The organism is Youngimonas ophiurae (nom. illeg.) (genome assembly GCF_049803795.1).
Lineage (GTDB): Bacteria > Pseudomonadota > Alphaproteobacteria > Rhodobacterales > Rhodobacteraceae > Thalassobius.
Genome location: NZ_JBNAGJ010000011.1, coordinates 1 through 13,139 on the forward strand (window position 1 = coordinate 1; position 13,139 = coordinate 13,139).

General features: G+C 59.1%; 10 protein-coding genes and 2 pseudogenes. 7 read left to right on the forward strand and 5 right to left on the reverse strand.

Features of this window, described 5'->3' with window-relative positions; genetic code table 11:
- Positions 1-287: 287 nt before the first annotated feature.
- Positions 288-686: pseudogene (locus ACP15O_RS17100) on the reverse strand (IS5 family transposase); the annotation flags it as partial.
- A gap of 151 nt (positions 687-837) precedes the next feature.
- On the opposite strand from ACP15O_RS17100, the gene ACP15O_RS17105 reads away from it, so the two are divergent.
- From ACP15O_RS17105 to ACP15O_RS17115, 3 genes are read left to right on the forward strand one after another with little or no spacing between them, the layout of a single operon-like run.
- Positions 838-2,472, forward strand: a complete 1,635-nt coding sequence (locus tag ACP15O_RS17105) for a Mu transposase C-terminal domain-containing protein (RefSeq protein ID WP_024099411.1) — start codon at positions 838-840, stop codon at positions 2,470-2,472.
- Positions 2,432-3,355 (forward strand): TniB family NTP-binding protein, encoded by a 924-nt coding sequence (locus tag ACP15O_RS17110; protein WP_235872058.1) that lies wholly within the window; start codon positions 2,432-2,434, stop codon positions 3,353-3,355. Before ACP15O_RS17105 ends, ACP15O_RS17110 begins: the two co-directional genes overlap by 41 nt.
- Positions 3,352-4,143 (forward strand): TniQ family protein, encoded by a 792-nt coding sequence (locus ACP15O_RS17115; protein WP_008335465.1) that lies wholly within the window; start codon positions 3,352-3,354, stop codon positions 4,141-4,143. The genes ACP15O_RS17110 and ACP15O_RS17115 overlap by 4 nt, the downstream gene beginning before the upstream one ends.
- Before the next feature lie 232 nt (positions 4,144-4,375).
- Here the strand turns inward: ACP15O_RS17115 and ACP15O_RS17120 are convergent, their stop codons facing one another.
- The 4 genes and pseudogenes from ACP15O_RS17120 to ACP15O_RS17135 form a co-directional block, all read right to left on the reverse strand.
- Positions 4,376-5,986, reverse strand: a complete 1,611-nt coding sequence (locus ACP15O_RS17120) for a GMC family oxidoreductase (protein WP_239368535.1) — start codon at positions 5,984-5,986, stop codon at positions 4,376-4,378.
- A gap of 35 nt (positions 5,987-6,021) precedes the next feature.
- Entirely contained in the window at positions 6,022-7,467 is a 1,446-nt protein-coding gene (locus tag ACP15O_RS17125; RefSeq protein WP_161353830.1) for a coniferyl aldehyde dehydrogenase, read from the reverse strand.
- Between the two features lie 86 nt (positions 7,468-7,553).
- Positions 7,554-7,727 (reverse strand): hypothetical protein, encoded by a 174-nt coding sequence (locus ACP15O_RS17130; RefSeq protein ID WP_317939114.1) that lies wholly within the window; start codon positions 7,725-7,727, stop codon positions 7,554-7,556.
- 459 nt (positions 7,728-8,186) lie between these two features.
- Positions 8,187-8,506: pseudogene (locus ACP15O_RS17135) on the reverse strand (IS5/IS1182 family transposase); the annotation flags it as partial.
- Between the two features lie 663 nt (positions 8,507-9,169).
- On the opposite strand from ACP15O_RS17135, the gene ACP15O_RS17140 reads away from it, so the two are divergent.
- From ACP15O_RS17140 to ACP15O_RS17155, 4 genes are read left to right on the forward strand one after another with little or no spacing between them, the layout of a single operon-like run.
- A complete protein-coding gene (locus ACP15O_RS17140) occupies positions 9,170-9,958 on the forward strand; it encodes an enoyl-CoA hydratase/isomerase family protein (RefSeq protein WP_425097345.1) in 789 nt (262 codons plus the stop codon).
- 10 nt (positions 9,959-9,968) lie between these two features.
- Positions 9,969-11,207, forward strand: a complete 1,239-nt coding sequence (locus ACP15O_RS17145; RefSeq protein ID WP_425097346.1) for a thiolase family protein — start codon at positions 9,969-9,971, stop codon at positions 11,205-11,207.
- Between the two features lie 9 nt (positions 11,208-11,216).
- Positions 11,217-12,353, forward strand: a complete 1,137-nt coding sequence (locus tag ACP15O_RS17150; protein ID WP_425097347.1) for an acyl-CoA dehydrogenase family protein — start codon at positions 11,217-11,219, stop codon at positions 12,351-12,353.
- An 11-nt stretch (positions 12,354-12,364) separates the two neighbouring features.
- Positions 12,365-13,138: an SDR family NAD(P)-dependent oxidoreductase gene (locus ACP15O_RS17155; protein ID WP_093455115.1), complete on the forward strand. Its 774-nt coding sequence runs from the start codon at positions 12,365-12,367 to the stop codon at positions 13,136-13,138.
- Position 13,139 lies beyond the last annotated feature (1 nt).

Consider the following 13,139-nt stretch of genomic DNA (forward strand, 5'->3'; position numbering starts at 1 on the left):
CAGGGTTCCCGCATGTTCGTTGAAGGCGGGCTGCTCCTGCGCCGACGCGAGCGGGGCGAAGCCCGCGGTCAGAGCGAGGCAAAGCACCACCATTCCGGTCCGCGAACGCGGGCCGGCCAAATTGGCTGTCCGTGACATGAATTTCCTCCAGTTTGATGCAGCGATGAAATCCGGCTCCTCTTCCGGGGAACCATCGCCGGGAAAAACATAGATAGCTAATTATTAGTGTCAAGGGCTCTGATGCACAAATCGGCTTAAGGCCGAGGTTCCCCTTTCCCCGGACGGACTTATCCCACAGCTTCCGTGACGGGTATTCCGAGCGCGGTGTAGCCGTTCAGGACGGCGATGCGGACCTGGAGTTCGGCGACCTGTCGATCGAAGTCCCGTGCCATGAGCCGCTGGCCCAGCAACTTGATACAATGCATCTTTGTCTCGACGCGGCTTCGGCGGTGGTATCCACTCCATCGTCGCCAGAGCGCGCGGCCCAGGTATTTCGCCGCGCGCAGGGCCTCATTTCGCGCCACGGCTCCGGCGGTGATCGTCTTCCAGGGCTTCGCGTTCTTGCGGGGCGGGATGACGGCATGGGCACCGCGATCTGCAATCGCATCGTGGCATTTGCGCGTGTCGTAGGCGCCATCAGCCGTAACGCTACCGATTTCCTGGTCCTGCGGGATTTGGTCGAGAAGGTGGGTGTCGCGTAGCCCTTAATTGTGAGATGAGAAATCCAACGAAATCAACGGCCTTGCTTTGCCCTTAAATATGATATTTTGCCTTTAAATCCGATATTTTTGCCCTTAAACCTGAGACAGGGTTCGCAGCTTCGTGTGGCAAATATTGATGGATGATGATCGCGAAGACTTCGTTGCCGCTGGTGCTGAGGAGGCGCGCAGGGCGGCCGTTCTGCGTCCGCTTGTTCAGGCATATCTCAAAGGAACTGGCAGTCTGGAAAGTGGCATCAATGACGCCGTTTGGGAGCTTGGTGTCAGCAGGGCGACTGTCTGGCGCTGGATAAAGCGTCTGGCCGAAGAGGGTGGGCGCACCAGCGCGCTGGCTTCTCGGAAACGGGGCCGCCCGACTGGTACAACCTTGATATCCGGCAAGGTGGAAGCGGTGATCGAAGAACATCTTCGCCGTTATTTCTTACGGCGGGAACGCCCAAGCCTGTCGCGCATCGTGACAGAAATCCGAAGCGCGTGCTGGCAGCAGGGCTTGCAACCGCCGACACGTCGGACGGTTCAGCGCAGGCTGGATGCAATGGATGCCCGTGAAATTGCCAAGGCACGCGAAGGCGCAAAGGCGGCCCGCCAGAAATTTGCGCCGGTCGTAGGCGACAACAAGGCAAACCGGCCACTGGAGGTCGTGCAAATCGACCATACGCCTGCGGACATCATTCTCGTCGACAGTTTTGAACGCAAACCAATTGGGCGGCCTTGGGTCACGCTGGCGATCGACGTCGCAACGCGGATGGTGACCGGATATTACACCTCTCTCGAGGCACCTTCGCGTCTGTCGGTGGCGCTTTGCCTGACACAGGCTGTGGCCCCCAAGGCGGAACTTCTGGCGGAATTGGTGCGCAATGTTCCTTGGCCCGCGCAGGGTAAACCGCATAGCATCCACGTCGATAACGGGCGCGATTTCCGGTCGCATGCCTTTCGGTCGGCATGTGCAGAATGGGGGATCGATCTGGTCTATCGGCCGCCAGGCAGTCCTCATTTCGGAGGGCACATCGAACGATTGATCGGCACGATGATGGGGGCCGTGCACCTGTTGCCTGGAACAACGCAATCCTCGGTCGTGGCCAAGGGCGACTATGACGCCGAGGGCATGGCCACGATGACCTTAAGCGACTTCGATCGCTGGTTTGCTCTGGAAATCTGCCGCTACAACAACAGCATTCATTCAAGTCTTGGCTGCACGCCCGTTGCCAAATGGGAGGCGCTCTCAGAGCAAATGATGGGCGATATCCCCTTCGAGATTGAAGCCTTTCGGGTGAGCTTTCTGCCAAGTGAACTGCGCAAGGTCAGGCGTGACGGCATCCATCTGTTCCAGATACGGTACTGGTCCGATGCGCTTGCAGGCCACATCGGGCGCGGGGATGGAAAGGTGGTCGTCCGCTACGACCCTCGCGACCTCTCGGTGATCTGGGTCGAACTGGATAATGACCGATACGTCGAAGCTCGGTACCGAAACCTGGAAATTCCGCCTGTGTCGCTCTGGGAATATCGCGAAGCCATGAGGAATGCCCGTGCCCTTGGCAAGTCCGGGTCCAATGAGCTGGTCCTGGCTGAGCTGATCCGACAGCAACGCCAAATCGAGTCTGAAAGCCGGAGCCTGACGAGGGCCGAACGCCGATCCCGTGAAAGAAAAGGGACATTGGAGGGCGCCAACTCGGCCGTCTCAACAACCGAAGGGCTGCGCGCGATCGATACGGGTGATACATCGCGCCCATTGTTCAAGGTGGAGAGATGGTGAATTGAGGGCAGGAAAAACAGAGGAAGACGGTCGGATCACCCTCATTCAATCGGATATCTGGATTGGCTTTCCGCGGGCCGAACAAGTTCTGGACCGTTTGCAGTGTATGATCGAAGCGCCAAGGCAAACCCGTATGCCTGGCCTTCTTGTGCATGGCGCGTCCGGGATCGGAAAGACGATGATCGCCCGCAATCTTTCGCGCAGATATGCACCGGAATATGACCCAGCATCGGGAATTACGCGAACGCCGCTGTTACTGTTACAAGCACCACCAGCTCCCGACGAACGACGGTTCTATCTGCACATCCTGGCGACCGTCGGGGCACCGGCCACGGCACTGAGCGCGCGCGCTCAAAATGTGGCCTCCCTCGAAGTCCGTGTCGTCGCGCTCTTGCGCGACCTTGGCCTGCGGATGATCATGATCGACGAAGTCCACAACCTCTTGGCCGGGACCCACCGCGAACAGCGCCGCTTTCTCAATGTTCTGCGGTATCTCAGCAATGAACTCGAAGTGTCGCTGGTCTGCCTGGGGGTCAGCGAGGCCGTCGATGCCATCCGTGGTGATATCCAGCTTGCCAGGCGGCTGGACGAACATCACCTTCCAAACTGGCGCGACGACGCCGAGTTCTCGGACATGATCCAGACACTCATCGCGGCAATGCCCCTCGAGAAGAAATCCAATCTGAAGGTCAAGTCACTAAAGCAGATACTTGCGCTGACCGGCGGGGTGACCTCGCGCATCTTCGCCCTGATCAAGGATCTTTCCATCGACGCCATTGTCACAGGTGATGAATGCATCACCGATGACGCAATCGCAAAATGGACGCCGGTTTGGTCGCGCCATGCGAACCCCCATCGGCGGCTCGAGAAGTCCGGGGTGTGAAGCCGCACCCGCTGCCCAAGACTGTCGCGCCGCTGCCCGACGAGTTGTTGTCAGGTTGGTTGTCTAGGCTGGCGGCGGCCAACTACTGTGATGATGCGGAACTACTGGCTCATCTCAGAATCGATACCGCGCATGGCACCGCCTTGAACTTCAACGTCGACGCGGCTGCGGCGGCGAAGATTGCCAACGCCGCACGGATTGACCCAGATGTTGTGCGATCTTTGACCTTCCCAGCAATGACGACACGAGAAGCCTCGCTGACGGCCCAGATACCATTCCAGCATTGCCTGCAATGTTCCAGAGAGGGCCTTTCGCTCAAGCATTGGAGGCGAGCCTGGGCATTCGACTGCCAGGTTTGTGGGACGAGACTTGTGCCGACGCTCGGCAAGGCCAGTGGCGAACAGATGCCCGAAAAGCTGATAAATCGTGCGCGCAACGGCGCCGCGCGGCTTGAATACGCCGCGCGATTACGCAGCTCCAAGCAATTTCGGCGCGCAATGCGCGCGGTCACCTTTGCCATATCATTAAAGGCCTTCCGCGGAGATCCGTTATACGCTCTTCAGGGCCACAGGCTGGAAGTAAGGCTGTTTGGCCTTGCTGCAATTGATGCAGCCCAATCCCGTCCACTGGTCAAAGCGGCCATCTCAAGCTCCGGCATCGACGACTATGCAAGGGTTGCTCTATTGCGCGCCTTCGATAAGGAGCCACGTCTGCTTGCCGCGGTTGTTTACATCGCCCGGCAGCGCGCGAAAAGCATAGGCGCGATGGCAGTGGAATCTCATAATTAAGGGCAAAAAATATCCCCGAACGCGTCGTGTCTCAGATTTAAGGGCAACGCGACACTTGTTCTTCACATAGTAACAGAGGGCAGGCTTGGAAACATCGAGCAGGTCGGCCAATTTGCCAATTGACGTTTCCGAATACCTCTTGGTGGTGAACTCGTGCGCGGCCGTATCCAGCAACACCCAGCGCTTCAGCTTCTGCTGATGCTCGGCATCCTTGGCCTTGCGGGCGAATTGATCAGGTTGCGGCTGCGTCCTCCTTAATCATGTCGGCGGCTTTTTCACCGATCATGATACAGGTGGCATTGGTGTTGCCGTTGATGATCTCGGGCATGATTGAGGCATCGGCGACACGCACATTGGCCAGTCCCTTGACCTTGAGCCGCGCATCGACCACGGCCATGTCGTCGCGGCCCATCTTGCAGGTGCCGACCGGGTGATACGCATGGTTGACCTCGGCGCGCAGGTAGTCGTCGATCTCGGCATCGGTATTGAGATAACGCTTTGGGTAAAGCGGCTTGGCGATCATATCCTTCAGCGGTGAGCCGTGCAGGATGTCCTGCGTCACCTTGAAGGCATTGCGCATGTCCTTCAGGTCATCGGCGTGATCCAGCAGGTTCAGGTCGATATTGGGCTCGGACCCCGGGTTGGCGTTCTTGAGCGTCAAACGCCCCCGGCTGCGCGGGTGACCGATATTGACAATCATGGTAAAGCCCCACTTGATCATCGACATGTAGTCATGGGCATGGTTGCGATAGGGCAACGGCACCATGTGAAGTTGGAAATCCGGGTTGTTCTTACCCGGCTCGGACCGCAGGAAGCCACCCGCCGCTGTGGGCGGATTGGCGAGCCAACCTTTGCGCCTGGTGAAATACTGGTAGAAGGCACCAAGGTTCTTGAGCGTGCCCAGTGGGCCAAGGGAAATTCCGGTGCGTTTCTTAGATTTGAACACGAACATCACGTCCGGGTGGTCATGCAGGTTTTCGCCCACGCCGGGCAATTCATGCTGCACCTTGATGCCATGTTTCTCCAACTCGGCCCGGGGTCCGATGCCCGAGAGCATCAGGACTTGCGGCGAGCCGAAGGCCCCGCCGCTGACGATGACCTCCTTGTTCACCCCGACCCGCTTGGTTTCGCCGCCCTGGTCGTATTCGACGGCCACCGCGCGCCCGTCTTCCATGACGATCCGGCGCACCGTGGCCTTAACCTGGATATCCAAGTTCTTGCGGTCCGTGATCGGGTCGAGATAGCAGAACTTGACCGAGGCGCGTTCGCCGTTCTTGGTGGTGAACTGGTAGATGCCCAGCCCTTCGCGATTGGCGCCGTTAAAATCCGGGGTCTTGGGGTATTCCAGCTTCTCGCCCGAGGAGAGGAAGGCGTTGTAGAAATCAAACGAGGCATCGCCGTTGCTGACATGCAAGGGACCGCTGTCGCCGTGATAGTCATCCGCACCGCGTTCGTTGTTTTCGGCCTTTCGGAAATAGGGCAGCACCTCGTCATAGCTCCAGCCTTCGTTGCCGAGTTCGGACCAGCGGTCATAGTCACCGGATTCGCCACGGATATAGACCATGCCGTTCATGCCGGACGAACCGCCCAGCATCTTGCCGCGCGGGTTATAAAGCGCACGGTTGTTAAGATTTTTCTGCGGCGTGGTGTTGAAGCGCCAGTTCAGCTTGTTGATTTTGTAGTTCTGGATCAGCCCGGCGAACATGCCGGGAATCGAAACGAATTTCGAGTTACCCGGACCCCCTGCCTCGAGAAGCGTGACGGTAGTGTTCGGATCCTCGGATAGCCGCGCGGCAACCACTCCTCCCGAAGATCCTCCACCAATGACTACATAATCTGCCATTGTTACTCTCCCTGTTACCATTTTTTGTGTCTGTGTCAGACGATTTTCTTCATGACCGCCAAGAGCGTGTCGGTGAGCCTGCTGTAGGGCGGATTCAGAAGGTTGGCCGAGTTCAGCCGCGCCTGCCGGAAGACCGGCTTGTGGGCGCTGAAACTGTCAAACCCAGCCTTGCCGGTATGGGTGCCCATGCCGCTGGCCCCAATGCCGCCGAAGGGCAACTTTTCCTGGAACACGTGGAACAGGGTTTCGTTGACGCACATCCCCCCGGCCCAGGTGTTTTGCAGCATGTGTTTTTCACGGGCGCGGTCATGGCCAAACCAATAGAGCGCCAACGGACGGTCATGGCTGTTGATATAGCCCGTGACCTCATCCAGGCTGTCATAGGTCTTGATCGACAGAACCGGGCCGAACACTTCCTCCTGCATCACTGCCATGTCGTCGCTGGGGTTGATCACTATATTCAGCGGCAGAATCCGGTTGTTGGTATTGCCCTCGCCACCATCGGGGTTGACCGTCACCACCTTTGCCCCCTTGTCACGGGCATCGGTGACCAGATTGCGCAGCCGGTCGTAATGGCGGTCCGAAACGATCGTGGTGTAGTCTACGTTGCCATCGAGGTTGGGAAAGAACTTGGTAAAGCCCTTCTTCATATCCCCGACGAACCCATCAAGCTTTTCGGTGGGCACAAAGACGTAGTCCACTCCGATACAGGTCTGGCCACAGTTCAGCACCTTGCCGCGCAGGATCGAGCTGACCGCCTTGGCCGGATTATAGGAATGGTCGATGATCGCGGGGCTCTTGCCCCCCAGTTCCAGCGTGACAGGCGTCAGGTTGGGTGCCGCGGCCTGGGCGATCTTGCGCCCCACGGCGGTGGACCCCGTAAAGATCAGGTGGTCAAAAGGCAGTTCGGCAAAGGCATTGCCCAGCTCGGCCCCGCCGGTGACGACGGCCAACAGGTCCTCGTCAAAATTGTCGGAAACGAGATTGCCCAGAAGTTCGGTTGTATGTACCGTGACCTCGCTGGGCTTGATCATCATACGGTTGCCTGCGGCCAGCGCATGCACCGCCGGAAGAAGCGCGATGGCATAGGGATAGTTCCAGGGAGCGATATTGCCGATCACTCCTAGGGGCTGCGGCACCACCTTGCATGTGGCCGGCAGCGAATGCAGGCTTGTGCCCACCCGGCGCGGGCGCATCCATTTGCGCAGGTGACGGCGGGCATGTTTGGCGCCCTGGATGACAAGGAACAAATCGCTCAGCGTGGTTTCGCGCACCGAGCGGTTGCCGAAATCCTTGTCGATGACATTACAAATGTCGTGCTTGTGTTTCTCGGTCAGTTTCAGCAGCTTTTCGACATTGCCGCACCGTTCTTCGTAGGACGGGTAGGGGTTGGCATTGGAGGCGGCTTTCTGGCAGGTGAAAAGCGCCTTGAGATCGTCGATGGAGGTGTCAGGGACGATAGGCGTGGCATAGGAATTCATGGTTAGTCCTTTGTATCAATTTCGAGGAAGCGGCGCAGCATATCGCAGGCCATTGTCTGTTCTTCGGTCTTGAACATCCTGCTCTCCTATCGCGCCAGAATCAGAATCGAGGCCACAGCCCCTTCGATCCCGATCAACCCACCACCATTTTCGGCAATTGCCACGTTTGCGCCGTCAACCTGGCGTGCGCCGCACTGGCGCAACCAGGCCACCGATCCCCGCGTCTCCAAAATGACATTTACATGTTGTACATGTTGCATTTTCATACCTTTATTTACTGACCAGTAAGTAATAATAAGCCTGCGCTGTCAACATCAAATTTCCTTATCTATTACAGCACCTTGGAAGAAACGCTCGAATGGGGGTTCATAAAACCTGTAAAAAACCGAGAATCAGAGTGACAGCTTTTTCGGGCGAGACTCGTTGTTCGCGAAGGAAACCTCACAGGAATTGCCCAAGGCCCAGGCTCGACGCGATCTTCCGCGTTGCCAGGCCAGAGGTCTTCAGCCTGAGGGCTTCGGCGATCTTCCGCATAGGCAATCGTTCATTCTGGGGCTCTTAACTCTTCCTGCCGGAAGACAAGGCTACCCCGCCGCACGATCGCCCAGCGGCGTCTCTCAGCCCGGGTCCGGGGTGACCGGATGCCCCGGAATCCGTGGCCGGATCAAACCGGAATCACTGACCGGATGTTATCGGAATGCCAGACCGGATGTGCCCGGTGTGCGCAACCGGGTTCCATCCGTTCGCTTTGAGTGGTCAAAGACAGGGATGAAAGGCAGTATTTTGCGCTTGAGCGCCAGCCAGACAAGGTTCTCAGAATACCCGTATGCCGAGTCCGCTGCCACCCAATCTGGCTTCAGGCCGACCCGCTCTGACGTCCGGTCGATCATCTTGATATTGCGCCCACTTCTGCCTGCCGGATCAACCGCCAAGCATCGACATCCACGATGATCCCATGATCCGTGTCGATCAGATAGTTGTCAGAACAGGCAAAGAAAGCCGGGCCTTTCCGCGCAGCCGTCTATTGGCTGGCGGGATCCAGAGAAGTCCCAAGAAATGGAGTTGACGAAACATGCCCACCTAAAGAAACGAGCGGTATGCAAGGTTCAAATGAACCTCTTCGCAAAGCCGTCGCTCGGACCAGAGGCCAAAGCGGTAGCCTACGCGCAGCCCATGCCAGAAGTTTTGATTTCGTGCAGCGCCTTCGCTGCAAACTTCTTCGACAAACGGGGAGCAGGCCGTCTGGGCCATGTGTGGTTTTGGCTATTGCCAACGCAGCATTCCTAATCGCGTGCTGCATAGTCTTCGGTGCGATCAGGCCTACATCACCAAAGCTATCATTGAGCCCGGCGCTGAGGCCCAGAGTCCGAACAACTCCGTTCCTACGTTCGTTGCCGCTGTCGGGAGCGGGACCTGTCAGAAATCTGCGATGTGTAGCCGACTGAATTTGTTCGGTGTTGCCTGTTCGGCATTCCTGAAGCGCAAGCACACATGATTACCGACAGGCAGCAATTCCTGTGAGATTTCCTTCGCGAACAACGAGTCTCGCCCGAAAAAGCTGTCACTCTGATTCTCGGTTTTTTACAGGTTTTATGAACCCCCATTCGAGCGTTTCTTCCAAGGTGCTGTAATAGATAAGGAAATTTGATGTTGACAGCGCAGGCTTATTATTACTTACTGGTCAGTAAATAAAGGTATGAAAATGCAACATGCAAATGTCATTTTGGAGATGCGGGGATCGGCGGCCTGGTTGCGCCTGAACAGACCCACCGAATTGAACGCTCTTTCGCGGGACATGGTCTTGGAGCTTGGGGAGGCGCTTGAGCGCATTCGTCGTGACGAAAAGCTGCGCGTTGTGGTGCTGACCGGCAGCGGCCGGGCGTTCTGTGCGGGCGCTGATCTCAAGGCGGTGCAAGCTGGTCTGTCACAGGAGCGGTCCGACGACGGCGACTTCCTTGATGCCGTAGCGGAGGTTTTTCAGATTCTCCGCGATTTTCCCAAACCCGTCATTGGTGGCCTGAACGGCGTGACCGTCGCCGGCGGTCTGGAACTGGCGATGTGCTGCGACGTACTGATCGCCGCAGAAAGCGCGAAGATCGGCGATGCGCATGCCAATTTTGGGGTCTTTCCAGGGGCGGGAGGCGCTGCTGTCCTGCCCTCTCGGATTGGCTTGCCGAACGCCAAATACCTGCTGTTTTCCGGCCGCAGTCTGCCGGCGCGCGATTGGTTGCGCATGGGGCTTGTGCAGGAAGTGGTTGCCGATGATGCGCTTGAGGTTCGTCTGGACGCGTTCGCAAGAGAACTGGCTGACAAAAGTCCTCTGGTTCTTTCGCGCATGAAAGCGGTCGCCAATGCGTCAGTCGAGATGCCGCAAGCCGAGGCTCTGGCCTGGGAATTGTCGGTCCTGCGCGACCACCTGACATCGAACGACGCCGCAGAAGGGCTGGCGGCATTCTCCGAGAAACGAAAACCGGTTTTTGCCGGAACATGATGAGGACCAGATGGATAAGGTTTACATAACCGGTGTGGCGATGACGCGCATGGGGCGCTTGGACGGAGCGACTGTGAAGTCGTTGACCCGCGAGGTCGTCACCGGAGCCCTGGAAGATGCCGGGATTGCTGCCGGTGCAATCGAGGCCGCCTATTTTTCGAACGCCACCCAGCGGCATTTGGAAGGGCAGTTGATGATCCCGGGCCAGATCGCCCTGCGCGATATGGGGATCGAGGGAATTTCGGTTGTGAACGTCGAAAACGCCTGTGCCAGCGGATCGACCGCCCTGAACCTAGCTGCGCAGTTTCTGAAGGCGGGAGAAGGCGATGTGGCGCTGGCCGTTGGGGCCGAGAAGATGTGGACTGGTGATAAGGCCAAGATGTTCAGCTTTTTCGACTCTGGCTGGGAACTGGCGACCGCCGAGGAGAATGCAAAACAGTTGCTTGCGCTGGGGCATGGGATCGATTTGCCGGAAGGCAGCGAGTCCGGAAAACCCTATTCCGTTTTCATGGCCGTCTACGCCGCCTTTGCTCGCGCGCATATGCGCTTGTTCGGGACAACGCAGGCACAATTCGCGGCCATCGCGGCCAAGAACCACATGCATTCGGTGGAAAATGCCAAGGCGCAGTTCCGCGATCCTTACACTGTTGGCGACGTGCTGGGCGCACCGCCGATCACCTATCCGCTGACCTTACCGATGTGCGCCCCGATGAGCGATGGCGGTGCAGCGGCCGTATTGATGACCGAAGCGGGCATGAAGCGCCTCGGCATTTCCCGAGACCGCGCCATCGAGTTGCGTGCCAGCGTTATCCAGACCGGTTCGGACCGGGATGGCGACGACTTTGATAACCATCTGACCGCCAAGGCGGCCCGGCGCGCCTATGAAAAGGCCGGGCTTGGACCCGAGGACGTCTCGGTCGCCGAGGTGCATGATGCCACCGCCGTGGGCGAGCTGATCCAGATCGAAAACCTTGGTCTCTTTCCCTTTGGTGAGGGCGCGGCAGCCTCCGAACGTGGCGAGACCACGATTGGCGGGCGTGTGCCGGTCAACCCGTCGGGCGGGCTGGAGTGCAAGGGCCACCCGATCGGCGCCACCGGTCTGGGGCAGGTCTATGAGCTTGTCAGCCAGCTGCGCGGCGAATGCGGCACGCGCCAGGTCGAAGGGGCCAAGGTGGCAATTGCAGAGAACGGTGGCGGGCTGATCGGGATCGAAGAGGCCGTGGCCTCGGTCCTGATTCTGGCACGATAGGAGAGCGAGATGTTCAAGACCGAAGAACAGACCATGGCCTGCGACATGCTGCGTCGCTTCCTCGATGACCAGATCGAACCGGAATACCTGAAGGTCAAGGATGCGCCGTTTGAAAAAGAGGTGATCCAGGGGTTCCTCATGCAGCTGTCCGAATTCGGCCTGACCTCGGCCCCCCATCCAGAAGAAGCGGGTGGCATGGGGCTCGATTGGTCCACGCACCTGATGCTGTTCGAAGAGGTCGGCGTCACGGCGATGGACATTGCGTTGCCGATCCTGATCAACGTGGTGGGGGCCGATCTTTTGCTTCGCCTTGGCACCGATGAACAGCGCGCGCGCTATATCCCACAGCTTCTGGCAGGTGAAACATCCGTGGCCATCGGCATATCGGAACCGGGCGTCGGCTCGGATGTGGCGGCGGTCAAAACCCGCGCCCGCAAGGATGGCGGCGACTGGGTGATTTCGGGCGAGAAGACTTGGATCTCGAATGGGCGTTTCGCCGATTTCCTGATTTGCACCTGCAACACCGGCGAGGGGCTGACGCATATCCTGGTCGACCGCAAGGAACACGGGTTCGAAACCCGCGACATCCCCAAGATCGGCCTCAATGCACAGTCGACCTCGCAGGTCTTCCTCGATGAGGTGCGGGTGCCCGTTGAGAACACCATCGGCGCCGAAGGGCGCGGGTTGCAGCAGACGCTGGTCGTGTTCGAACGCGCGCGGGTGCATATGGCGATGTGGGGCATCGCGCTGGCGCGCCGGGCGCTGGAGGAATCCATCCGTTACGCGCAAGAGCGCAACCAGCATGGCAAGCAGATCGCCGGGCATCAGATGATTGCCGACAAGATCGCCACCATGGCAACCGAGATCGACGCCGCGCGCCTGCTGACCCATCGCGCCGCCGGCATGATCGACCGCGATGAACGCTGTGACACAGAATGCGCCATGGCCAAGTGGTACGGCACCGAGATCGCGGTGAACGCCACGCGGCAGGCGGTGCAGATCCATGGCGGCAACGGCGTGACCCGCGAGTTCATCGTCGAACGCCTGGCCCGCGAAGCCATCATCGGGCCGATCCCGGACGGGACCACAGAGATTCAGAAACTGCTGATCGCCCGGTCCCTGACCGGTGTGGCGGCGTTCAAATAGGGGCCCAGGTCATGAAGATAGAAGGCAAGACCATTATCGTGACCGGCGGGGCCTCGGGACTTGGTGCTGCGACGGCAGAATACCTGCACGGGCTGGGTGCACAGGTGGCCATGTTCGACCGCGACATGGAACAGGGCACCGCGCTGGCCGACCGTTTGGGCGCGGACCGGGCCATGTTCCGGCAGGTGGATGTGACCAGCGACGAGCACGTGTCCGAGGCCATCTCGGCTGTGGTCGACCGCTTTGGCGCGCTGCATGTCGCCATCAACTGTGCCGGTGTGGTCAGCCCGATGAAGGTGGTCGACCGCGAGGGCGCACCTGCGTCTCTCGATGCCTTTCGCCGCACGGTCGAGATCAACCTTGTGGGCACGTTCAACGTGATGAGCCAGGCCGCCGCGCGGATGCTGGAAAACCCGCCCGAAGACGGGGAAGAGCGTGGCGTGATCGTCAACATCTCGTCCGGGGCGGCCTATGAAGGCCAGATCGGGCAGACTGCCTATGCCTCGTCCAAGGCCGGTGTGATAGGGCTCAACCTGCCTGCCGCGCGCGAGCTGGGGCCGAAAGGCATCCGTATCAACGCCATCGCGCCGGGACTGTTTGGCACACCGATGGTGATGAGCCTCGGTGATGAGGTCGTCGCCTCGCTCGAAGAAAGCGTCGAGGCCCCCAAGCGCGTGGGCCGGATGGAAGAATTCGCCCATGCCTGCGCTTTTCTGATCGAAAACAGTTACATGAACGGCGCGACCCTGCGTCTGGATGCCGCCACGCGGCTGCGGGCGAGGTAGG

Bases quoted from the DNA above. Each gene is read 5' to 3' on its own strand.
- ACP15O_RS17145 (WP_425097346.1), top strand. From the start codon at position 9,969: ATGGATAAGGTTTACATAACCGGTGTGGCGATGACGCGCATGGGGCGC.
- ACP15O_RS17125 (WP_161353830.1), bottom strand. From the start codon at position 7,467: ATGAATTCCTATGCCACGCCTATCGTCCCTGACACCTCCATCGACGAT.
- ACP15O_RS17155 (WP_093455115.1), top strand. From the start codon at position 12,365: ATGAAGATAGAAGGCAAGACCATTATCGTGACCGGCGGGGCCTCGGGA.
- ACP15O_RS17120 (WP_239368535.1), bottom strand. From the start codon at position 5,986: ATGGCAGATTATGTAGTCATTGGTGGAGGATCTTCGGGAGGAGTGGTT.
- ACP15O_RS17105 (WP_024099411.1), top strand. From the start codon at position 838: ATGGATGATGATCGCGAAGACTTCGTTGCCGCTGGTGCTGAGGAGGCG.
- ACP15O_RS17130 (WP_317939114.1), bottom strand. From the start codon at position 7,727: ATGCAACATGTACAACATGTAAATGTCATTTTGGAGACGCGGGGATCG.
- ACP15O_RS17150 (WP_425097347.1), top strand. From the start codon at position 11,217: ATGTTCAAGACCGAAGAACAGACCATGGCCTGCGACATGCTGCGTCGC.
- ACP15O_RS17140 (WP_425097345.1), top strand. From the start codon at position 9,170: ATGCAACATGCAAATGTCATTTTGGAGATGCGGGGATCGGCGGCCTGG.